The organism is Agrobacterium sp. CCNWLW155 (assembly GCF_036888815.1).
GTDB lineage: Bacteria > Pseudomonadota > Alphaproteobacteria > Rhizobiales > Rhizobiaceae > Agrobacterium > Agrobacterium radiobacter.
This window is the reverse complement of record NZ_JBAKFW010000002.1, coordinates 83128-104134: the sequence shown is the minus strand read 5'-3', so window position 1 is coordinate 104134 and position 21007 is coordinate 83128. Positions and strand designations below refer to the sequence as shown.

Here is a 21007-nt window from a genome sequence, read left to right as displayed (position 1 = left end):
ATCCGCAGATTGACCGGTTCCTTAAAACCGGGGTCATGAACGGATGCCGTCGTGAAAGCTTGACGTTCCGATAGTAAACCTGAGTTCTTTTGACAACTATTATATTGTCAAAAGACGACCCGTAAACTCTTCTTTACAAAAAATTGACCGATCGACGGTCTTCAGCTGTTCTGTGAGGGTGAAAACTGCGCAATGAGCGCATGTCGATCGCCGGGATAGGTGACCCGGACGCGGGTAATATGATCCGCCCCATGCCAGGTCCGCCGATCAATGACCAGACAGGCCGCACCGGAAGCGATACCCAGCGCCATCGCATTTTTACGGTCGGCGGAAACGGCGCTGATCCGATGTTCGGCAGCGCTCCAGGGCACCATCTTCAGCAGCCACGTTCCTGGCCCAACCTGCGAAAAATCCGCAAATTCGGCGTCAGGAACGGCGGTGGCATTGATGATGCGTTCTTCAAGGCAAAAGGGAACGCCGCCGGCAAAATGCGTGCAGGTGAGTTCCAGAACCGGGGCATCGGCCGCAAGGGCCATGGCTGCGCCGTCTTTTTCCCCTGCAGGGCGCAGATGTCGCTTGTCGAGACGATAACCGTAAACGAGACCGAGCGCCTGCACCTCCCGCTCGATATCGTGGATTTCCAGCACAGCCGATTGCGCATGGGGCTGGCGAACGAAAGTGCCGAGACGACGGCGTCTTTCAATCAGGCCACGCTGCACCAATTCGCTGAGAGCCTTGTTCACCGTCATGCGCGAACAGGCATATTGCCGGGTCATTTCGTGTTCGAAGGGAATACGATAACCCGGCGGCCATTCGCCCGACATGATGTGGCGCTCGACATCATTGCGGATGCGCTCGTGCAGCGATTTTTCCTGAAGATCGGCGCCTGTGCTCCTCATCCCGATACTTCCATCCTCCCGTTTGCCGGATCAACTATCCATGGGCAGCGGCGGCAATCGCCTCGCTGCGTATTTCCTCCGTAAGCTTGGCGCGCAGCTGCGAAAATTCCGGGCTGGCCTTCACGGTGTAGTGGCGCGGATGCGGCAGGTCGACCGGAGTGATGGACTTGATACAGCCCGGCCTTGCGGACATGGTCACCACACGCGACGCCATGAAGACCGCCTCCTCGATATCATGGGTGACGAAAATGACCGTCTTCTGCTCCCGCTCCCAGATACCGAGCAACAATTCCTGCATCAGCCCGCGCGTCTGGTTGTCGAGAGCGCCGAAAGGCTCATCGAGCAGCAGGATTTTCGGGCCGTTCGCCAGAGCGCGGGCAATCGCCGTTCTCTGCTGCATGCCGCCGGACAATTGTTTCGGCCAATGGTTTTCGAAGCCGCGCAGGCCGACCTTGTCGATATAGCTATCGACGACCTCCCACTTCTCCTTCTCGGCCACGCCGCGCTCGCGAAGGCCGAAAGCAACGTTTTCGCGGATCGTCAGCCAGGGAAACAGCGTGTAGGACTGGAACACCATGCCGCGATCCGCCCCCGGGCCCGTCACCGCCTTGCCCGACAACAATACCTCGCCCGTCGTCGGACGGTCGAGACCGGCGATGATGCGCAGCAGGGTTGATTTCCCGCATCCCGACGGGCCGAGGATGGTGACGAAATCATTGCGGGGGATTTCCAGATTCGTCGGCTGCAAGGCCAGCGTCGGCTGCCCGCCCTGAACGCCGGGAAAGGTGCGGCTGACGCCCTTGATAATGAGTTCGCTCATCAGGCAATCCTCCAGGCGAAAAGCTTCCGGTTCAGCGATTTGAACGCGAAATCGGAAATGAGGCCGATAATGCCGATGACGATGATGCCGAAGATGATCTGGCCGGTCGCCATCAGCGCCTGGCTGTTGATGATCATATAGCCAATCCCCGAGGAAGCGCCGATCAGTTCCGCCACGATGACATAGGTCCAGGCCCAGCCAAGGACAAGGCGGAGGATTTCGGCAATATCGGGCGCATTGGCGGGAATGAGGACACGGCGCACCACGCCCCGGTCCTTCGCGCCCAGCGTATAGGCTGCCTCCACCAGATCCCGGCGCGTGCCGGCAACCGCTACGGCCACCATCAGGATGATCTGGAACACCGCACCTATGAAGATAACCAGCAGCTTCTGCATCTCGCCGATGCCGGCCCAGAGAATGAGCAGCGGCACGAAGGCGGAAGCCGGCAGATAGCGCGCGAAGGAGACGAAGGGCTCAAGTAGCGCCTCGATGGGCTTATAAGCTCCCATGGCGATGCCAACAGGCACGGCTACGACCGATGCCAGTACGAAACCGCCCACCACGCGCCAGATCGTCATGCCGATATCGCTGGCAAAACCTTGATCGGTCAGGAGATAGATGCCGTCCTTCAGCATGGTGATGGGGTCGGCCAGAAAGGTTGGCGACACGAAACCGCCCAGCGTGGCAAAGCCCCAGGCGGAGAAAAACAGCACGAAGAACAGAATGCCGAGAGCAATTCTCGTACTGTTCCTGATGGGTTGAAGAGGTTGCATCTGTCGCCTGTCCGGAAAACCGGCGCGGCATTTTCGCCGCGCCATCAGAACGCCCTGCGCCTTTCGTGACGCACAATCGACGCTCTCACTTATCTTTGGCCGCAATATTCCCCGCAGGGAATGCGGCCGCCTTTTTCTGTCACTTGATGAAGGAGGTATCCGCGAGTGTCGAAAGATCGGGTTTCGACTTTATCACGCCGATTTCCAGCAGCAGATCGGCCGATTTTTCAGAGAAGGTCTTGAATTCACCCTCGAAAAACTTCTGGTTGGCGGCCTTGTCCTGCCATTCGAGGAACTTTGCCGAAGCGGCAAAGGCCTCGCCCGCCTGCTTCACATCCGCTCCCATCGTCTCATAGGACTTTTCGGGGTCGGACTTGATGAGGTCGAGAGCCTGGAAATAGCTATCCGCCAGGGCTTTCGCCGCCTGCGGATTGGCCTTCAGGAAATCCGGCGTGCAGCCGAACGTATCCATAACGGCAGGGTAATCCAGCGTCGTCGCGAGAATCTTGCCCTTGTCGGGCGCGGCGCGCACGGTGGAGAGATAGGGCTCATAGGTCATAGCCGCATCGTTCTGGCCGGCGACGAATGCCTGCGCGGCCGGTCCCGGCTCAAGGTTGACGACTTTGACGTCTTTGAGCGTCAGACCATTCTCCTTGAGAATCCAGGCAAGGAAGAAATAAGGGGACGTGCCCGGCGCAGACGCTGCAACCGTCTTGCCCTTGAGATCCGTGATCTTCGAGACATCGCTGCGCACCGCAATGCCATCGGCGCCGTGCGATTTGTCCATCTGGAAAATCTGCGTGGATTTCACACCATTGGCATTCCACGCGATCCATGTCTCCACCGTGGTGGCGGCACACTGGATATCACCAGAAGCAAGGGCCAGATGCCGGCTGGCCTGCGGTATCTTCTTGATATCGACCTTCAGGCCATTCTTTTCGAAAATGCCGGCCTGCTTGGCAAGCGTCAGCGGCGCAAAACCAGTCCAGCCGGACATGCCGATCGTTACCGACGTCTCGGCATAGGCTGAAGCGGATGAGACGAGCGCTGCAATGGTGGCGAGAACCCACGTTTTTCTCATGATCTGAACCCCTTTTGATTTATTTTTGTGCGATGTTGTTTTTCGCTTTATTTGAGGCATGGTAGGCAGGGATTTTATATTTGTCTAGACAAAATAGAAGCTTCCGAGCGCCTCCAGAACGATTGCAAACGCACCGCCCGGCATTCTAGACATAGGATAACACGGCCCTCTGCACGGGCATGCTGTTTTTTCCATATCGAGCTCTTACCATGACCAGACAAAGACGTCGCAGTATCATCAGAGCAAGGCGGACCGGAACCGGAATTGCGCTGGTTGCCGCCATTTCCTTCATCGCCGGCATGACGGATGCCGTGGGCTTGCATATTTCAGGCGACTTCGTGTCCTTCATGACCGGCAACACCACGCGCGCCGCCGTTTCGGTGGAGGCCGGCCTCTATTCCCATGCCGCAAAACTGCTTTTCGCGATCATCGCCTTCGTGGCGGGCAATGCCGGCGGCATCGTGGTGGCGCATAAGTTCGACCGGCGCATCTTTGCCGTCCTGATGGCGGTGGGATCGCTGGTGGTCATTGCCGCGCTGCTCGGCGACGAGGCCTCCGCTCTCGCGCAATTTTATTGTGTCGTTTTCGCCATGGGCATGGTCAACGCCGCCGTCGAACATATAGAGGGGCTACCGATCGGGCTTACCTATGTGACAGGCGCTCTTTCCCGCTTCGGCCGCGGCATTGGCCGTTTTCTTCTGGGCGAACGAAGCCTCGACTGGGGTATTCAGATCGTGCCCTGGCTCGGCATGATCAGCGGCGCAATCTGCGGCGCCATTCTGGGCGCCACGCTGCAGTCCAATGCCCTGTGGGTGGTTGCGGCCACGGTTTTCGCCGTCGCCATCGCCACCCTCATCATTCCGCGCTCGCTTCGGCAGCGCTACAATCAAAGGGTCAAAATCCGGCGGATTACGCCGTGAAGATCGTCGCCGTCACTTTCGCGAGATGGTGACGAATTTCGTGCCGCGCACCCGCACCGTCATCAGGCAGGGCTCCTTGTCGGTCCGCTCGCAATAACGCGGGTGCATCTTCAGCACGAAAACCATGTTGCCGAAACGCTTGATGAAATCATAACCGTAAATCCGGGCCGTCGCGATCATCAGATAACCGCCCTCTTTCACCTGGACGTAAAAATTATAGGGGCATCCCTCTTCGTCGCAGGCACGGCCTTTTTCGCCATCGCAATCGAGAACGCCATGATTGACGACGGCATCCATCAGCCCGTCATTGTTGATATCCAGCCGCGTGACGAAATCGTCGCCGAAGGCCGCCACCTTGCACTCGTTGCGGAAATGGTCCTTTTCATAAATCTCGGGGTCACTTACCAGCTGCTGCTGCGCCGAGAGTGTCACCGGAAACATCAAGAGAACCAGCGCCTGAAGAGCGGCAACGAGAGCGATTCGCACGGCATTTTCCTTTGCATCCGTTTCGGTTATGGATGTTGCGATCATCCGGGCGGCCAGCCTAGAGTTTAGTGCTTGCGCGACACTGACGTGTTCGCAGCCCGTGTTTCCGGGGGGGAATCTTTTCATGACGCTTCTAGGTTTTCTCGATTATGCCGGGGTCGCCGTCTTTGCCGCAACCGGCGCGCTCGCCGCCTCGCGCAAGCAGCTCGACCTGATCGGCTTCCTGTTTTTCGCAGCCGCGACCGGCATTGGCGGCGGCACGGTGCGTGATCTCGTACTGGGCAGGACGCCGGTGTTCTGGGTGATAAACCCCACCTATATTCTCGTCTGCGTCTCGGTCGCGGTGCTGCTGTTCTTCACCGCCCATCTTTTCGAATCCCGTTACCGGGTGCTGATCTGGCTCGATGCGCTCGGCCTGTCCGCCTATTGCGTCATGGGAGCAGCCAAGGGTCTTGCCGCCAGCGGCTCCGCAACCGTCGCCATCGTCACCGGCATTCTGACGGCGACATTCGGTGGTGTACTGCGCGATATTCTCGCCGGGGAACCTTCCGTGCTCCTGCGGCCGGAGATCTATATCACCTGCGCGCTTTTGGGCTCCTCCACCTTCATTGTCGTCTATTTTTTCGGCGCACCGCTTTATGCCGCATCAGCGGCGGGTTTTCTGACGGCATTTGGCATCCGGTCCGGAGCGCTGATCTTCGGCTGGACTTTCCCGCCCTACAAGGCCAAGCCAGGCAGGCGGCCAGAAGATGTCATGAAGTGACATAAAACGACCGGTGAAAACAGAAATGGCGCCCATGGGCGCCATTTTCACATCCGTTATCGGACAAAGGGCTTCAGCCACGCTTGCGGCGAAGGCGGATGACCACGTCCACATGGGCGATTTCCATGCCTTCGGGTGCTTCCGGCAGATTGTCGATCTGGAGGTTATTGACGGGAATATCGAGAACCTCGTTCTCGCCCTCCACGAAGAAGTGGTGGTGATCCGAAACGTTGGTGTCGAAATAGGTGCGGGCGCCTTCCACAGCGAGAACGCGGATGAGACCGGCTTCGGTGAACTGGTGCAGCGTATTGTAGACCGTGGCGAGAGAAACGGGCACGCCGGCGGTGACCGCCTCATCATGCAGTTCCTCGACCGTCAGGTGGCGATCGCCCTTTGCGAAGAGAAGATCGCCCAAAGCCACACGCTGTCGCGTGGGGCGCAGCCCCGAGCGCCGCAGCCTCGTTCCGATATCCAATGTGGCGTCAAATGCCATGCAATCCCATTCCGAGCACAGGAGTAAAACTCATCAATTGCATTAGCATATATCTTTTGCAGCGAGCGCTTTCAATAGTTTCAGCGCCGTCAGGCGCGGCAAATGGCGGCAAACCGGCCATTCTTGCAAATTTCCTCTGGTTCCAGCCGGATGGTTCCTGTATGCGGACGGCATATTGAGGTAATGACTTCTGCAAAGAAGGTTCGAAGACAAAGAATGACGCCCGAGCGGCCTCTGCCCTTGCAGCGCTTCATTTTGAACCTAACTTGCTCTAGTGAAGTCGATCAACACCAGTAACTGGGGAAGTGAAAGCGGTATGGCAACGAGGCAATCAAGTTACAATTATGAGGAGATCCTGTCCTGCGGTCGCGGCGAATTGTTCGGCCCGGGAAATGCACAGCTCCCATTGCCCCCCATGCTCATGGTCCATCGCATTACCGAAATTTCCGAAACCGGCGGCGCCTTCGACAAGGGTTTCATCCGTGCCGAATATGATGTCAGCCCCGACGACTGGTATTTCCCCTGCCACTTCCAGGGCAACCCGATCATGCCGGGGTGCCTCGGCCTTGACGGCATGTGGCAGCTGACGGGTTTCTTCCTTGGCTGGCTGGGCGAAGAAGGCCGCGGCATGGCGCTTTCCACCGGCGAAGTGAAATTCAAGGGCATGGTTCGCCCTCACACGAAGCTCCTTCAATATGGTATTGATTTCAAGCGCGTGATGCGCGGCCGTCTGGTGCTCGGCACCGCCGACGGCTGGCTGAAGGCGGACGGCGAAACCATTTATCAGGCGACGGACCTGCGCGTAGGCCTGTCGAAGGAAAAGGCTGCCTGAGGCAGACGGAATAGTCCTGACAAACGCCGGGCGGCTTCGGTCGTCCAGCCGAAATCTTAAGAAAAGGTCCCTTTCATGAGACGAGTTGTTGTCACCGGCCTCGGTATTGTTTCTTCCATCGGCGGTGATGCCGCTGAAGTCACCGCATCCCTGCGCAATGCCAAATCCGGCATTTCATTTTCGCCGGATTTTGCCGAGCACGGTTTCAAATGCCAGGTCTGGGGCAAGCCGTCTCTCGACCCGACCGATCTGGTCGACCGCCGCGCCATGCGCTTCCTGTCGCAGGGCGGTGCGTGGAACCATGTGGCCATGAAGCAGGCGATCGCCGATTCCGGTCTCGAAGAGAGCGATATCAGCGGTAATGAGCGTACCGGCATCATCATGGGTTCGGGCGGTCCTTCCACCCGTACCATCGTCGAAGCCGCCGATATCACGCTGAAGAACAACAGCCCGAAGCGCATCGGCCCCTTTGCCGTGCCGAAGGCCATGTCCTCCACCGCTTCGGCCACGCTCGCCACCTGGTTCAAGATCCACGGCGTCAACTATTCCATCTCGTCGGCCTGCTCCACCTCGGCGCATTGTATCGGCAACGCGGCTGAAATGATCCAGTGGGGCAAGCAGGACGTGATGTTCGCAGGCGGCCATGAGGATCTCGACTGGTCCATGTCCAACCTTTTCGACGCCATGGGCGCCATGTCGTCCAAATATAACGAGACGCCGGACGTTGCCTCGCGCGCCTATGACGTCAATCGCGACGGTTTCGTGATTGCCGGCGGTGCGGGCGTTCTGGTTCTCGAAGAGCTGGAACATGCAAAGGCGCGCGGTGCCAAGATTTATGCCGAAATCGTCGGTTACGGCGCGACCTCCGACGGTTACGACATGGTGGCTCCCTCAGGCGAAGGCGCGATCCGCTGCATGCGGCAGGCGCTTTCCACCGTCAAGGGCGATATCGACTACATCAATACCCACGGCACCTCGACGCCGGTTGGCGACAGCAAGGAAATCGGCGCGATCCGGGAAGTCTTCGGCGACAGGATCCCGCATATCCAGTCGACCAAGTCGCTCACCGGCCATTCTCTGGGTGCCGCCGGCGTTCAGGAATCGATCTACGGCCTGTTGATGATGCAGGAACGCTTCATCGGCGAAAGCGCGCATATTTCCGAGCTCGATCCGGAATTTGCAGGCGTCCCGATCGTTCGCAGCCGCATCGACAACGCCAAGATCGACACCATCCTTTCCAATTCCTTCGGCTTCGGCGGCACCAACGCCACGCTCGTCTTCCAGCGTCATAACGGATAATTGCCAATGAACGGCATCATGCAGGGTAAACGCGGCCTCATCATGGGCGTCGCAAACAATCACTCCATCGCCTGGGGTATCTCCAAGGCGCTTGCGGCACAGGGCGCGGAACTCGCCTTCACCTATCAGGGAGAGGCGCTCGGCAAGCGTGTGAAGCCGCTCGCCGCCGAACTCGGTTCCGATTTCATCGTGCCGTGCGATGTCGAGGATGTTGCCTCGGTCGACGCGCTTTTTGCGGCGATCCGCGAAAAATGGGGTGTACTGGATTTCGTCGTGCACGCCATCGGCTTTTCCGACAAGAACGAGCTGAAGGGTCTCTATGCGGATACGACGCGGGAGAATTTCAGCCGCACCATGGTCATTTCCTGTTTCTCCTTCACGGAAATCGCCAAGCGCGCCGCCGAACTGATGACAAACGGCGGCTCCATGCTGACGCTGACCTATAATGGTTCACAGCGCGTCATTCCGAACTACAATGTCATGGGCGTCGCCAAGGCGGCCCTTGAGGCATCGGTTCGCTATCTCGCCGCCGATTACGGCCCGCGCGATATTCGCGTCAACGCCATCTCGGCCGGTCCGGTCCGCACGCTGGCGGGCGCCGGCATCTCGGATGCGCGGGCGATCTACGCATGGAACCAGAAAAACGCGCCGCTTCGGCGGACGGCGGATATCGATGATATCGGCGGATCGGCACTTTACCTGCTGTCCAGTCTGTCGCGTGGTGTTACCGGCGAGTGCCACTATGTGGACTGCGGTTATAACATCACCTCCACGCCGACGCTGGAGGTTCTCTCCAGAGCGGATGCGGAATAATCGCCCATTTCAATTTCGACAAAAGCCCGGCCGTGCGCCGGGCTTTTATATTGCGGGTCGTATCAATTTCGGAATTCACTAAAGTATAATTCATCGGAGTAACTGAATTTAAACATCGGGTGGTTATGGTCCGCAACAAATTCAACGGTTGCGCTTGCCGCATATTCTTAGAGATAGACACCACCTCATGCGACTGGCCAGACTGAAGCCATTGCTGGAAAAATTCGGAGTCTCGCGCGACGGGACCGCAGCCATCGAATTTGCGATCCTCGCCATTCCCTATTTCCTTGTTGTTTTTGCGATCATCGAAACCTTCATCGCCATGATGGCAGAACAGGTGGTCGTCAATGCCACTGAAAACATGGCCCGGCGTCTGAGGACCGGGCAGATAAGCAGTTCGATTTCGAAAGAGGATTTTCGCAAGAGTTTCTGTAATGAAGTTTCAGTGATGATTACCTGCTCGGCGGATGAGATCAAAAAGGAACAGAAACTCTATATCGATCTTCGCTCCTTCACCGCCTTCAAGGATATTCCGACCAAGATACCGCTCAAAGCCTTTGGCGAATATTACGATCTTGATACGGCCCAATTCGGCTTCAAGCCGGGTGGACCGGAAACCATCAACATGTTGCGCGTCTATTATCGCTGGCGTGTGATCGCCGATATCATCCGGCCGTATCTGACCAAGATCCGACCGGCCGACGGGTCGATGCCCTCGCATTTCCTCATTGTCGCGACCGGTGCTTTCATGAACGAGAAATACATCACAAGCGGGGGCTCATGATGGCAGGGATGGTGTCCGTCGCGACGAAGTGCAAACGACGCCTGATGGCGCTCGCCTCAAGCTTTGCAAAAGACAAGCGCGGCGTGGGCGCGGTGGAGTTTGCGATCCTCTTCCCTATATTGCTCGCGCTTTATGTGACCTCTTTCGAGTTGACGATCGGCTATAATACCTACAAACGCGCAAGCAGTGCCGCCGCCACTATCAACGACCTGATATCGAAGACGGGTTCCGTCGACAAAACCTATCTTGCGGGCATGCAAGATGTCGCATCCGCCGTCTTTGCGCCCTACAGCACAAAGGGTCTGCAACTGAAGATCAGCGGCATCAAGATCGACGCGCAGAAGCAGGCCAAAATTGTCTGGTCCTGGAATGAGAAAAACCAGAGACCCTACGCGGTAGGATCAGCGGTCGCGGTTCCCACACGGCTGCTCGCGGAAAACAGCTTCCTCATCCATGTCGAGCTTTCCATCCCGCATGAATTGCTGATGTTCATGACAGATATTTCCTCATCCGGGGTAAAGTCGATCACCATCGGCCGTGATTATTTTTTCAAGCAGCGCGATACGGAGACCACCTGCACCAATTGCTGACGCAGTTGGGCGCAGACGGTATCTTTCATCCAGAGGAAATCTCTAATAGACATCGCGCAGATAGCGTTTTTCGCGCTTCAGCCGGTTCACATAATCGCTTGCCGCTTCGGCAGAAATGCCGACCTCATCGCTGACGATACTATGCAGGGCATCATCGACATCTTTCGCCATGCGGGTCGCATCACCGCAGACGTAGAAATAACCGCCCTCTTCAAGCCATTGATAGAGCGCCTTGCCGTTCTGCCGCATGCGGGTCTGGACATAGATCTTCTCCGCCTGATCCCGTGAAAAGGCGAGGTCGAGACGGGTCAGCACGCCGTCGCGGCTCATGTCGGCAAGTTCGTTTTCATAAATGAAGTCCGACTGCCGGTGCTGATCACCGAAAAACAGCCAGTTCTTGCCCTTGGCGCCGCGCGCCTGCCGTTCCTGCAAAAATGCCCGGAAGGGCGCGATGCCCGTTCCCGGTCCCACCATGATAACAGGCGCATCATTGTCCTGCGGCACACGGAATGACTTGTTCGGCGAGACGAAAATTCCGGCATTCCGTCCAGCCTCCACCCGGTCGGCCAGATAGGTGGAGCACACGCCGCCGCGCTCACGGCCCTCGGCGCGATAACGAACGCTGGCAATCGTCAGATGTACGCTGTCTTTCGCAACCAGAGGGCTGGAGGATATGGAATAAGCCCGGTGCTGCAGCGGCTTCAGCAATGTCACGAATTCAGCGACATCAAATAGCGGCTTTCCGCCGAGATTGATGAGGTCGAGAATATCCTTGCCCCAGAGAAAGGCGGCCATCTGCTCCTTGTCTCCGTTTGCGATGATGTGGCTGAGTTCCTCATGCCCCGCACGCTTGCCGATTTCGGCGACGAGTTCGCGCGAGGGAGTCGATATCTCGAACATGTTGAGAAGCGCATCACCAACGGGCCGGTCCAGCCCGCTGATTTGGCTGTCCGCGGCCGCTCCGAAGTGTTCCAGCAGCGCGCCCGCCAGTCTCGGATCGTTCAGGGGCACGACGCCAAGAGCATCACCCGCTTCATAGTCGAGCCCGCTTTCGCCGAGACCGAATTCGTAGTGACGAATCTCCTTGGACGATCCGGGACCGGACAGGCGGCGATTGACGCTCACCTCAGCCGAATAGGGATTCTTGCGGTTCCAGCCCTGCTTTGTCGGCACAGTAGGTTCGGCGACATCGGGCATGACAGCTGCCGCATTGCCGCCGTCGACAGCAAGCGCAAGCGGCAGGGTCTCGCCGATCCATGCGGCGGCCGCATCCTCGAAGTCGATATCGCAGTCGATACGCGTCTTCATCCGCTTGCCGCCAAGTTGCTCGAACCGCGTATCGATGAGCTTGCCTGCCTGGCAGAAACCGTCATAACCGGTATCGCCAAGCGCAAGCACGGCAAAATTCATCTCGTCCAGACGCGGCGCGGCGTCGGTGGAAAGTGCTTCCCAGAAAAGCTGGGCATTGTCAGGCATTTCACCTCCGCCGTAAGTCGAGGTGACGACGATGACCCGCTTCATGGCACCGAGACCGTCCATCGAGACATCATCCAGCGCAGCCACCACCGGCCGCATGCCCTGCGCACGGGCGGCGGCGGCGATATCCATGGCTAAGGCCTCGGCATTGCCGGTCTGTGTGCCGAAGAGAATATTCAGCACACTGGCCGCCGCCTTTGGGGCGGCGGCGGCAACAGAAGTCTCCATACCTATGGCGGCGCGGGAATGGAGCCCGGCCAGAAAACCGGAAAGCCATGCGCGCTGATCACCATTGAAGGGCGCGTCTTCGGGAATATAAGGTATCTTCATCATGCTGCCCTGTGGCTGGATGCGGTGGCGAGATCTGGAATGGCACGCACCGCGAAAAGCTCCTCGAAGCCCGGCAGACGGCCGATCCTCTCGATGTTTTTCCGGTTCTGCTGAATGATCCAGCCATAGGTGCCGGGGCTGTCCACCGACCAGATGTTGCGGCGCGCCAGCGCCTGCTTGTAGTCGTCGAGACGCTTGGCGGCGATCATCACCGCAAGCTGTTCATCGCTATGATCGGAGAGCGCCTCGCGGGCGTATTTCAGCAAACGCTGCATCAATGCGTAGTCTTCCGTGAGGATGAGATTGCGTACGGCTTTTTCGATTGCGGGATCGGAAGGGCCCGCCGCCATCGGCAGCCGCTGCAGGGCGATTGCCTGCGCCATGCTCAACACCGTGTAGTTGTTGAGAAGCGCATACATGTCCTCCGTGTCCGTCTCGCCATAACCCGGTACGGTTCCGTTCAAAACGGCCTTACGATCGCGGTAAGCGAGCTTGAACTTCCGCACCTGATGGGCGGCAAGCGCAGATGCCAGTTCCTCCAGCAGCTCCTTGCGGGGCTTCGCCTTCAGAATTTCATCGCTGTCCTGATAAAGCAGCAGGGCGCGCGGCATGCCATAGACGAAATTGTGCTGTTCGCTCTCCCAGTTTTCCAGAAGCCATGCGGCCTTGGCCGAGCCGGTCTCCGCGACATGCCAGGTCAAAAGCTGGTGGACGGCCTGATTGTGGATCGCGGCCTGTTCGTCCTCACCGGTGATCGAACCGAGCAGGATGGAATCGTGGCTGACCTTCTTCGGCAGATCGCCATAGGGATCATACTGATAGACGAAACCGCCGCTCATGCCGTTGCCGAAACCCTTGCCGAAACTGCCAAGGTTGAGAACGGCACCGTTGGTCATGTATTCGCAGGCGAAATCGCCCACGCCTTCGACCACGGCGGTCGCGCCGGAGTTACGCACCGCGAAACGGTCGCCCGCCTGACCCTCGACGAAAGTGCGGCCGCCAGTGGCGCCGAACAGCGCGAAATTGCCGACCAGCACATTGCCGCCAGCCTCTTGCGAACCCCCGCCCGGAGAGCGTACGACGATGGTGCCCCCGCAGGCGCTTTTGCCAACGCCGTCATTGCAGGTGCCGGTATGGACCATGACCATGCCGTCATTGCAGAAAGCGCCGAAGGACTGCCCGGCCGACCCTGAAGTATCGATGCGCACCGACCCAGCCTCGAGGAACCGGCGGCCACGGCTGTCCTGCTTCACTGCCGGCAGCGCATCCGCCTCTTCGTCGGAAAGCTCGTGGTTCAGCATGCGCTCGATATCGACGGCGAGCTGGCCGCCGACGCTCTTGTTGCAATTGTTGAGGAAACGATTGCCGCCAAGCTCGATGTTTTCCCGTCTGCTGTCGATCAGTGCCGAGCGGACGAGTTCGATGAAGGCATCGTCCAGCGCGAAGTCCTTTTCCATATAGACGGGGTTGTCGATCTTCACTTCCTCGACCACGGCAAGCATCGCCCGGAGGTCAAGCTGGCCGACGCTGGCCGAATGATCGAGAAGGTGAAGAAGATCGGAACGGCCCCGTGCTTCGCGCAGCGAGCGCAGCCCGAGTGCGGCCAGGATCTCGCGGGTCTCATGGGCGATGTTCATGAGATATTGCGCCAGCGCGCGCGGATCACCGTTGAAAGCTTCCTGATTGGTAGTGAGACCCGCTGGGCACTTGATGTTGCAGTTCTTCGCCATCACGCATTTCAGCATCATCAGCGCCGTGGTGCCGAACTCGAAACTGTCACCGCCGAGAAGTGCTGATTTCACCACGTCGCTCGCCGTCTGGTGCGCGCCGGAGCAACGCAGCAGCACCTTGGCGCGCAGGCCGGTGGCGCAAAGCGCCTGATGCACCTCGGCAATGCCGATTTCCGCCGCACGGCCGGTATATTTGAGGCTGGTCACGGCGGCTGCACCCGTGCCGCCGGTATTGCCGGCAACGTTAATGACATCCGCCCCAGCCTTGGCGACGCCGACCGCGATCGTGCCGATACCTTCCGACGAGACGAGCTTGACGATGACGCGCACACGCGCCGCCTTGGCGTCATGGATGAGCTGGGCCAGATCCTCGATCGAATAAGTGTCGTGATGCGGTGGCGGCGAGACAAGCTCGACGCCCGGCGTGCCGCCGCGCGCGGCGGCAATTTCGACCGTCACCTTGGGAGACGGTAATTGCCCGCCCTCGCCCGGCTTTGCACCCTGGCCGATCTTGATCTCGATTTCCTCCAGCATCGGATCGGCAAGATAACCGGCCCAGACGCCGAAACGGCCGGAGGCGAACTGCTTGATGCGGGAGGCGCGGATGGTGCCATAACGGGAAATATGCTCGCCGCCCTCACCCGAATTGGACATGCCGCCGACCATATTGGTGCCATGCGCCACCGCCTCATGGGCAGCCGCGACCAGCGCGCCATGGCTCATGGCGCCCGATGCTAGGGTCTTGGTGATCTCGCTGGCCTTCTGCACGGCATCAAGCGGAATGCCTGCCGGCGCGGTACGGATGAGAGACAGGTAGGTGAATGCCTCGCCCTTTGCCTGAACCAGCAGCGCGCCGCCTTCCAGCCAATGGCCGGGGATATCCGTTCCGAAGCGGTCGAGCAATGACTGGCCGAGTGCGGCAAGCCGGGCAAGTTCATGACCCTGCGGGCCGGTCAATTGTAGCCGGAACGCACCGTCTCCCGCGCTCTCGCAAAGCAATCCGCGCACCATGAAGCTGTTATTGCCATGCCGGGAAAAGCGACCCATTTCCCGGCGGAACTCTTCTGCCGAACCGGCGAATGTCACATCGGCCGGCAATTCCAGAACATCGCGCAGGGCGGCGGGACGGCGCGCCCTTTCTTCGGCCATCATGCGGGCGAAGGCACGGTAACCAGGCGTTACCTCGAAGGCGTCGATCGCCTCCGGGGTCAGCCGGTCGAAGCTGTTGTGATAATAGGCCGCATCGTTGAGACCGAAAGCGTCTTCCAGCCGATTGAGCGGCAGGAGGCGCAGCGCCTCTTCATTGTCGGTTCCCTTGTCGAAACCGATCTTTTCCTCCGTCATGTCCACAAAACCGCGAACGGCCGTCGTGCCATAGGAATGGCCGGCACCTTCGGCGCGCTCCTTGAAAAGACCGAGCAGGGGAATGTCATTTTCCCCCTTCACGGAAAGCGCCTTCCGATGCCAATCGGCCACCGCCTGCGCGATGACGGCGAAATTGACGCCGCCGACCGGGGTCTTCACATTCGGGAAATAACGCTTCAGCACCGGATCGTTGGTGTCGAGGAAGTTCGGTTCGAAGAACTCGCCGCCGATATAGCTTTCCGCCGTGCACAGCCCGACCTTGCCCATGGTCTTCATCAACGACTTTTCAGCCGCCTTAGCGAAACGCTTGAAGGCCTTGTCGGCATCAGCACCAAATTTCTCCTCGGCGCGGAATTGCACGCCGAGCGGATAGACGGCCGAAGCGCCGAAGCCGAGGCTCGCCGCAATGTGATGCGAGGAGGAAAACTGCCCGCTTTCAACGATCAGCGAAACACGCAGCCGCAGACCTTCCTCGATCAGTCGCTGATTGATGGCGGAGACGACCATGATCATAGGCAAAGCCGCGCGGCCTGCCGAGACATGCCGATCGGTGATGACGGCAATCCCGCCTTCCTGCGCCGCGAAAGCCACGACCTCGTCGCAGAGACCGTCGATCGCCTGCCGCAAGGCCGCTTCGTTGGCATCCGCGACATCGAGGACTGGCGTATAGAGCATCTCGAAACGGCGAACCGGCGTCTCGGGCTGTTCACGAATGCGCAGCATATCGAGGTGGGTCAGGATCGGCGAGCGCACGACGATCTGGCGAGCCTTCTTCGCGCCGCTGTTCGGCTTTGCACCAAGAGCGACGCGCAGCGTCATGCCGTCAGCCTCGCGAATGCTGTCGAGCGGCGGGTTGGTGACCTGCGCAAAACGTTGCGAGAAATATTTGGCAACCCCGCCTTCCTGATCGGAGAGCGCGTTGATGGCGTTGCCATAACCCATGGCCGAGATTTTTTCCGCGCCCGACGCCAGCATCGGGTCCATCAGGAACTTGAAGCTTTCCTGATTGTGCGAATAGGCGACGTAGCGCTGATGCCGTTCCAGATCGCCATTGTAACGAAGCGGCGAGCCCTGCTTTTCGGCGGACACTTCTGGTAAATCATCAAGCATTACCCGGGATTCGGACAGCAGCGCCGGATAGTCCCTCCGCGCTGCCAGAAGCTCCAACGCCTCGACGGTGGAAAAGGCGCGACGTTCGGCGTGATCGTAATAAAGCATGCCGCCCGCCTCGATGCGGCCGCGACGGATGACGCTTTCGGCCGGAAAGGCGATCTGCCCCGCCTCCGACATGACACAGAGATAATCCTCCGTCTCGACGGTGCGCAGCGGGCGCAGGCCGAGGCGGTCGAGCCGGGCACCGATGATGGTGCCGTCGCCGAAAATCAGCGCGGCCGGGCCGTCATTCTTCTCCTCATAGAGCGAGAAATATTCCAGCATCGCCTTGACGCCGGGCGACAGGGTGTCGTCGTTTTCCCATGCCGGCGGCATCATCGAGACCACGGCGGTGACGAGGTCGAGACCATCCTCCATCACCCGCGCCTGCAAGGTCTGGTCCAGCCGGCAGCTGTCCGACTGGCCCTTGGGCCTGACGATGCTGGCATTCTTCGCCAGCGCCACGGCCACTTCCGACAACCGGTTCTTCTTGTCGGTGTTGAGCTCACCATTATGCGCCATCAGGCGGAAAGGCTGCGCCATGGAGGGGTGTGGATCGGTATTGGTTGAAAACCGCGTGTGGAAATACATCGTATGCACTTCATGGCGCGGATCGGTGAGGTCGCAGAAATAGGGCATGACCTCGTGCGAGTTCAGACGCCCTTTGAGCACCTGCGTCCGCGCACTGAGCGATAGCGGATAAAAACCGGTGAGTTCCGGCACCGTATAGGCAAGCGCTTCAATGGCAAGCAGCGCCTTGTGGATGCGCCAGTCGAATTCGACGAGAGTTGCGCATTCCACTGGAGCCGAAAAAACCCATTGCCGGATCGGCAACTGGTAAGGGATGGCAGCCGGGCGGATGGCCGCGTCATTCACCGGCACGTCGCGGACGATGAGGATCGAAAACCCCTGCTGCTGCAGCGCGCTGCCGATAATGCCAACCGCCTGTTCATGGAAAGCTGGGTTCTGCGGCAGGAAAAAATTGCCGACGCCAAACCGGCCGGCCTGCAAGGTATCGTTGCCCGTCAGCTTCTGGAAAAAGGAGAGCGAGATGTCGAGCGACACGCCGGCACCGTCACCAACACCTTCCGCCGACATGCCGCCGCGATGCGGCACAGCACAGAGCGCCTCGTGGCCGCGCTTCAATACATCATGTGTCTGCGCGCCATCCTTGCGGGTGATGAAACCGACGCCACAGCTGCTTTTTTCAAAAGCGGCATCGTAAAGGCCGAATTTTTGCTCCGTCACACTCAAGGCACTCTCCTCTCGTTGCGCATTTCGCGCGGCATCACCCTCTTTTCCCGAAATTCGGCGCGGCAACCGGCACTCTGCGGGCGGAGCCGCAGGCGACCTGGCTGCTCCTCTTCTTCTGCTTATCGGCGTTTAATGGCGCGAACGGTCGTTTTGCGGCCGTCAAACGGCGTGGCGGCGATGGCCGCTTTTTCGCAAATAATGATCGTCGTCGTTCGCATCGCGTTCCCTGATGGCCGGCTTTCCGGCGATGAGACACACTCAATTATGTCAGTAGTGCTTACATAATATTTCATGATCGACCGAGTCAAGATTAAAATCGGCCTTGCGCAATAAAAAAACAAAAACGCCGCGAAATCCGACAGGATTCCGCGGCGCGATGGCTGCAGGGATTTTTAAATTGCCGAGATCACTCCGACGGCATATCCAGCGTACGGCTGAACCAGAGGGCAATCAGGGTACAAAGAGCACCCGACATCAGATAGATGCCAACCGCGAAAAGGCCGAATTTGGACGAAAATCCGAGTGCGACCAGCGGTGCGAAACCGGCCCCGATCAGCCAGGAAATATCCGAGGTGAGCGATGCGCCGGTATAACGGTATTCCCGACTGAAGCGGGAGGCGAGTGCGCCGCCCGCCTGACCGAAGGACAGGCCAAGCAGCGAGAAGCCGATCAGCACGAAGAGATAGCGACCGATATCGCCCGAACTCAGGAGAACAGGGGCCACGAGGCTGAAGAGCCCAATCAGCACCGCCGCGACAGCCAGAAGCTTCCGCCGGCCGATCCTGTCGGCCAGTATGCCTGAAACCACGATCATGCCGCCAGCGATGATGGCGCTGACGAATTGCACGAACAGGAAGTCCGAGACACGCTGGCTGGTGTTGAGCGAAACCCAGCTCAGCGGAAAGACCGTGACGAGATGGAAGAGCGCAAAGCTCGCCAGCGGCACGAAGGCACCGGTGGCGACCACCGGAAACTGCGAACGCAGCATCTTGAACATCGGGCGCGGTTCCAGCTCATGCTGCTCCAGCATGGCCTGGAATTCCGGCGTCACGATCATGCGAAGACGGGCAAACAGTGCGAGAACATTGAGCGCCAGCGCCACGAAGAAGGGGAAACGCCAGCCCCAGGCAAGGAATTCCGCATTGGAAAGCTGCGTGACGAAGACGATGAAGAAGGCGCTGGCGAGGCCAAAGCCCATGGCCGCACCGATCTGCGGCATCATGGCGTACCAGCCGCGCTGCTTCGGCGGCGCATTCATGGCGAGCAGCGAGACTAGACCGTCCCAAGCACCGCCAAGGCCAAGACCCTGGCCGATGCGGAATACCGCCAGAAGACAGGGAGCAAGCACGCCTGCTTCCGCATAGGACGGAAGAAAGCTGATCGCCATGGTGGAACCACAGAGCGTGAAGAGGGCGGCCATCAGCTTCACGGCGCGCCCGAATTTTCGGTCGATCTGGAGGAAGATCAGCGAGCCGATCGGCCTTGCGATAAAGGCCAATGAGAAAACCGCGAAGGAATAGAGCGTGGCCGTCAGCGGATCGACGAAAGAAAAGAAGACATGCGGGAAAACGAGCGCGGAGGCGATGGCATAGATGAAAAAGTCGAAAAACTCCGTCATTCTCGCGAGAATGACTGCAATCGTAATGCGATCCGGATCGACCTTGACGGGACCGGCCCCATGTCCGTTCGCTTCCGGCGCCTGCCCAAAGGATGGAGCAGCATTCGTATAACTCATAATATCCCTCCTGCGTCATGGACGAACCATTTCCTGTAACGCGCCGGCTCCTCTTCCGTTGCGTTACGATGCGACGGATTGTCACACGCACCCTACGTAACGTCAATTGAAGTTTGGCAATAAAGGGTTGCCCAGTCGGTCGACCATGCGATAATGCACGCGCTCCGCCTTCAAACGCAGCTCTGCCCGAGACATGGTGCATCGCGAAGGTTTCGCTGCACCGCGACAATATACCTCATTTGAAAAATGATGTTCGGCAATTATTCGCGGCATAATCCAAACTGTACGAGTTCAAAGAACGTGCGCACGATCAAAAAAATCCTATCCGCCCTTCTGGCAATCCCGGCTCTGCTGCTGCTCAGCGGCTGTAACCTCGTGGTGATGAACCCTTCGGGCGACGTCGCCATCCAGCAGCGCGACCTTATCATCACGTCCACGGTTCTGATGCTGCTCATCATCGTCCCGGTCATTGCCCTGACGCTGTTCTTCGCATGGAAGTATCGCGAATCGGGGAAAGCCGAGGATTATGATCCCGAGTGGCACCACTCCACGCGCCTTGAAATGGTGATCTGGTCGGCTCCGGTCGCGATCATCCTGATGCTCGGCACAGTAACCTGGATTTCCACCCACCGTCTCGACCCCTATCGCCCGCTGGAGCGTATCGACGAGAACCGCCAGGTGACCGCCGAGACCAAGCCGATCACCGTCGAAGTGGTGGCCATGGACTGGAAGTGGCTGTTCTTCTATCCCGAACTCGGCATTGGCAGCGTCAATGAATTCGCCGCTCCGGTTGATGTTCCGATCAATTTCAAGATCACCGGCACGACCGCGATGAACTCCTTCTTCGTTCCAGCGCTTGCGGGCCAGATCTATGCCATGGGCGGCATGCAGACCAAGCTGCATGCGGTCATCAACAAGGAAGGCGTCTATGACGGCTTCTCGGCCAACTTCTCCGGTCCAGGCTTCTCCCACATGCGCTTCAAGTTCCATGGTCTGAGCCAGCAGGGCTTCGACCAGTGGGTTGCCAGGGCGAAGGAAGGCGGCAAGGGCTTTGGCCGGCAGGAATATCTGGAATTCGCCAAGCCTTCCGAGCGTGAGCCAGTGCAATATTTCGCTTCGGTCGATCCGGAGCTCTACAGCGCCATTCTCAACCGCTGCGTTGAGCCGAACAAGCTCTGCATGCGCGACATGATGCATATCGACGCCAATGGCGGCGGCGGCAAGGAAGGCATCGACATCGCCAAGGCGCTGAACTCCGTCGTCTGCACACCGCTTGCGCCTTACGGCGTCGCCAGCGGCCCCCAATCCACTCCGGCTGCGATCGAAGGTCAGACTTTCGAGCCTGCGGCGCTGCCGGAAAAGAAACAAGTCGCTGGCTGACGATACGTCCCGGCATTCTGCGGCGCGGCCTG

Annotated in this window: 17 protein-coding genes; 8 read left to right on the top strand and 9 right to left on the bottom strand. The window is 59.0% G+C overall.

Annotated elements, in window-relative coordinates; genetic code table 11:
- Positions 1 to 161: 161 nt before the first annotated feature.
- From hutC to V6S97_RS08990, 4 genes are all read right to left on the bottom strand, one after another.
- Positions 162 to 899 (bottom strand): histidine utilization repressor, encoded by a 738-nt coding sequence (gene hutC / locus V6S97_RS09005; protein ID WP_113076037.1) that lies wholly within the window; start codon positions 897 to 899, stop codon positions 162 to 164.
- Between the two features lie 34 nt (positions 900 to 933).
- Positions 934 to 1719 (bottom strand): ABC transporter ATP-binding protein, encoded by a 786-nt coding sequence (locus V6S97_RS09000; protein ID WP_334426626.1) that lies wholly within the window; start codon positions 1717 to 1719, stop codon positions 934 to 936.
- Complete coding sequence (locus V6S97_RS08995; RefSeq protein WP_099085755.1) at positions 1719 to 2492, bottom strand: ABC transporter permease; 774 nt, start codon at positions 2490 to 2492, stop codon at positions 1719 to 1721. Before V6S97_RS08995 ends, V6S97_RS09000 begins: the two co-directional genes overlap by 1 nt.
- Positions 2493 to 2631: 139 nt before the next feature.
- Positions 2632 to 3573: an ABC transporter substrate-binding protein gene (locus V6S97_RS08990; protein ID WP_060722744.1), complete on the bottom strand. Its 942-nt coding sequence runs from the start codon at positions 3571 to 3573 to the stop codon at positions 2632 to 2634.
- Between the two features lie 209 nt (positions 3574 to 3782).
- On the opposite strand from V6S97_RS08990, the gene V6S97_RS08985 reads away from it, so the two are divergent.
- The gene (locus V6S97_RS08985; RefSeq protein ID WP_060722743.1) at positions 3783 to 4493 is read left to right on the top strand and encodes a YoaK family protein; all 711 of its coding nucleotides are present in this window, start codon (positions 3783 to 3785) and stop codon (positions 4491 to 4493) included.
- Between the two features lie 12 nt (positions 4494 to 4505).
- Here the strand turns inward: V6S97_RS08985 and V6S97_RS08980 are convergent, their stop codons facing one another.
- On the bottom strand, positions 4506 to 5024 hold the full coding sequence (locus V6S97_RS08980; protein WP_060722742.1) for a hypothetical protein: 519 nt from the start codon (positions 5022 to 5024) through the stop codon (positions 4506 to 4508).
- 79 nt (positions 5025 to 5103) lie between these two features.
- Here V6S97_RS08980 and V6S97_RS08975 point away from each other — a divergent pair, with 79 nt between their 5' ends.
- Positions 5104 to 5742 (top strand): trimeric intracellular cation channel family protein, encoded by a 639-nt coding sequence (locus V6S97_RS08975; RefSeq protein ID WP_099085756.1) that lies wholly within the window; start codon positions 5104 to 5106, stop codon positions 5740 to 5742.
- 73 nt (positions 5743 to 5815) lie between these two features.
- On the opposite strand, the gene irrA is transcribed toward V6S97_RS08975, so the two are convergent.
- Positions 5816 to 6235 carry an iron response transcriptional regulator IrrA gene (gene irrA, locus V6S97_RS08970; RefSeq protein WP_003507276.1) on the bottom strand — a complete coding sequence of 140 codons (420 nt, stop codon included), beginning with the start codon at positions 6233 to 6235 and terminating at the stop codon, positions 5816 to 5818.
- A gap of 316 nt (positions 6236 to 6551) precedes the next feature.
- Between irrA and fabA the strand changes: the two genes are divergently transcribed.
- The 5 genes from fabA to V6S97_RS08945 all read left to right on the top strand — a co-directional run bounded on the left by fabA (position 6552) and on the right by V6S97_RS08945 (position 10553).
- Positions 6552 to 7067, top strand: coding sequence for a 3-hydroxyacyl-[acyl-carrier-protein] dehydratase FabA (fabA, locus tag V6S97_RS08965; RefSeq protein ID WP_003507274.1), 516 nt, complete (start codon positions 6552 to 6554; stop codon positions 7065 to 7067).
- 75 nt (positions 7068 to 7142) lie between these two features.
- Positions 7143 to 8366: a beta-ketoacyl-ACP synthase I gene (fabB, locus tag V6S97_RS08960; RefSeq protein WP_003507273.1), complete on the top strand. Its 1224-nt coding sequence runs from the start codon at positions 7143 to 7145 to the stop codon at positions 8364 to 8366.
- 6 nt (positions 8367 to 8372) lie between these two features.
- Complete coding sequence (fabI, locus tag V6S97_RS08955; RefSeq protein WP_003507271.1) at positions 8373 to 9179, top strand: enoyl-ACP reductase FabI; 807 nt, start codon at positions 8373 to 8375, stop codon at positions 9177 to 9179.
- 187 nt (positions 9180 to 9366) lie between these two features.
- The gene (locus V6S97_RS08950) at positions 9367 to 9963 is read left to right on the top strand and encodes a TadE/TadG family type IV pilus assembly protein (RefSeq protein ID WP_003507270.1); all 597 of its coding nucleotides are present in this window, start codon (positions 9367 to 9369) and stop codon (positions 9961 to 9963) included.
- Positions 9960 to 10553, top strand: coding sequence for a TadE/TadG family type IV pilus assembly protein (locus tag V6S97_RS08945; protein WP_003507268.1), 594 nt, complete (start codon positions 9960 to 9962; stop codon positions 10551 to 10553). The genes V6S97_RS08950 and V6S97_RS08945 overlap by 4 nt, the downstream gene beginning before the upstream one ends.
- 42 nt (positions 10554 to 10595) lie before the next feature.
- Here V6S97_RS08945 and V6S97_RS08940 read toward each other — a convergent pair whose 3' ends face one another.
- From V6S97_RS08940 to V6S97_RS08930, 3 genes are all read right to left on the bottom strand, one after another.
- Complete coding sequence (locus V6S97_RS08940; protein ID WP_334426622.1) at positions 10596 to 12362, bottom strand: sulfite reductase subunit alpha; 1767 nt, start codon at positions 12360 to 12362, stop codon at positions 10596 to 10598.
- A complete protein-coding gene (locus tag V6S97_RS08935; RefSeq protein WP_003507265.1) occupies positions 12359 to 17860 on the bottom strand; it encodes a glutamate synthase-related protein in 5502 nt (1833 codons plus the stop codon). The genes V6S97_RS08940 and V6S97_RS08935 overlap by 4 nt, the downstream gene beginning before the upstream one ends.
- A 406-nt stretch (positions 17861 to 18266) precedes the next feature.
- On the bottom strand, positions 18267 to 19595 hold the full coding sequence (locus V6S97_RS08930; RefSeq protein WP_003507259.1) for an MFS transporter: 1329 nt from the start codon (positions 19593 to 19595) through the stop codon (positions 18267 to 18269).
- A 249-nt stretch (positions 19596 to 19844) separates the two neighbouring features.
- Between V6S97_RS08930 and cyoA the strand changes: the two genes are divergently transcribed.
- Entirely contained in the window at positions 19845 to 20975 is a 1131-nt protein-coding gene (cyoA, locus tag V6S97_RS08925; RefSeq protein WP_060727116.1) for a ubiquinol oxidase subunit II, read from the top strand.
- Positions 20976 to 21007 lie beyond the last annotated feature (32 nt).

Excerpts from the sequence above, each read along its gene's own strand:
- hutC (WP_113076037.1), bottom strand. The coding sequence starts at position 899 with ATGAGGAGCACAGGCGCCGATCTTCAGGAAAAATCGCTGCACGAGCGC.
- V6S97_RS09000 (WP_334426626.1), bottom strand. The coding sequence starts at position 1,719 with ATGAGCGAACTCATTATCAAGGGCGTCAGCCGCACCTTTCCCGGCGTT.
- V6S97_RS08995 (WP_099085755.1), bottom strand. The coding sequence starts at position 2,492 with ATGCAACCTCTTCAACCCATCAGGAACAGTACGAGAATTGCTCTCGGC.
- V6S97_RS08990 (WP_060722744.1), bottom strand. The coding sequence starts at position 3,573 with ATGAGAAAAACGTGGGTTCTCGCCACCATTGCAGCGCTCGTCTCATCC.
- V6S97_RS08985 (WP_060722743.1), top strand. The coding sequence starts at position 3,783 with ATGACCAGACAAAGACGTCGCAGTATCATCAGAGCAAGGCGGACCGGA.
- V6S97_RS08980 (WP_060722742.1), bottom strand. The coding sequence starts at position 5,024 with ATGATCGCAACATCCATAACCGAAACGGATGCAAAGGAAAATGCCGTG.
- V6S97_RS08975 (WP_099085756.1), top strand. The coding sequence starts at position 5,104 with ATGACGCTTCTAGGTTTTCTCGATTATGCCGGGGTCGCCGTCTTTGCC.
- irrA (WP_003507276.1), bottom strand. The coding sequence starts at position 6,235 with ATGGCATTTGACGCCACATTGGATATCGGAACGAGGCTGCGGCGCTCG.
- fabA (WP_003507274.1), top strand. The coding sequence starts at position 6,552 with ATGGCAACGAGGCAATCAAGTTACAATTATGAGGAGATCCTGTCCTGC.
- fabB (WP_003507273.1), top strand. The coding sequence starts at position 7,143 with ATGAGACGAGTTGTTGTCACCGGCCTCGGTATTGTTTCTTCCATCGGC.
- fabI (WP_003507271.1), top strand. The coding sequence starts at position 8,373 with ATGAACGGCATCATGCAGGGTAAACGCGGCCTCATCATGGGCGTCGCA.
- V6S97_RS08950 (WP_003507270.1), top strand. The coding sequence starts at position 9,367 with ATGCGACTGGCCAGACTGAAGCCATTGCTGGAAAAATTCGGAGTCTCG.
- V6S97_RS08945 (WP_003507268.1), top strand. The coding sequence starts at position 9,960 with ATGATGGCAGGGATGGTGTCCGTCGCGACGAAGTGCAAACGACGCCTG.
- V6S97_RS08940 (WP_334426622.1), bottom strand. The coding sequence starts at position 12,362 with ATGATGAAGATACCTTATATTCCCGAAGACGCGCCCTTCAATGGTGAT.
- V6S97_RS08930 (WP_003507259.1), bottom strand. The coding sequence starts at position 19,595 with ATGAGTTATACGAATGCTGCTCCATCCTTTGGGCAGGCGCCGGAAGCG.
- cyoA (WP_060727116.1), top strand. The coding sequence starts at position 19,845 with ATGTTCGGCAATTATTCGCGGCATAATCCAAACTGTACGAGTTCAAAG.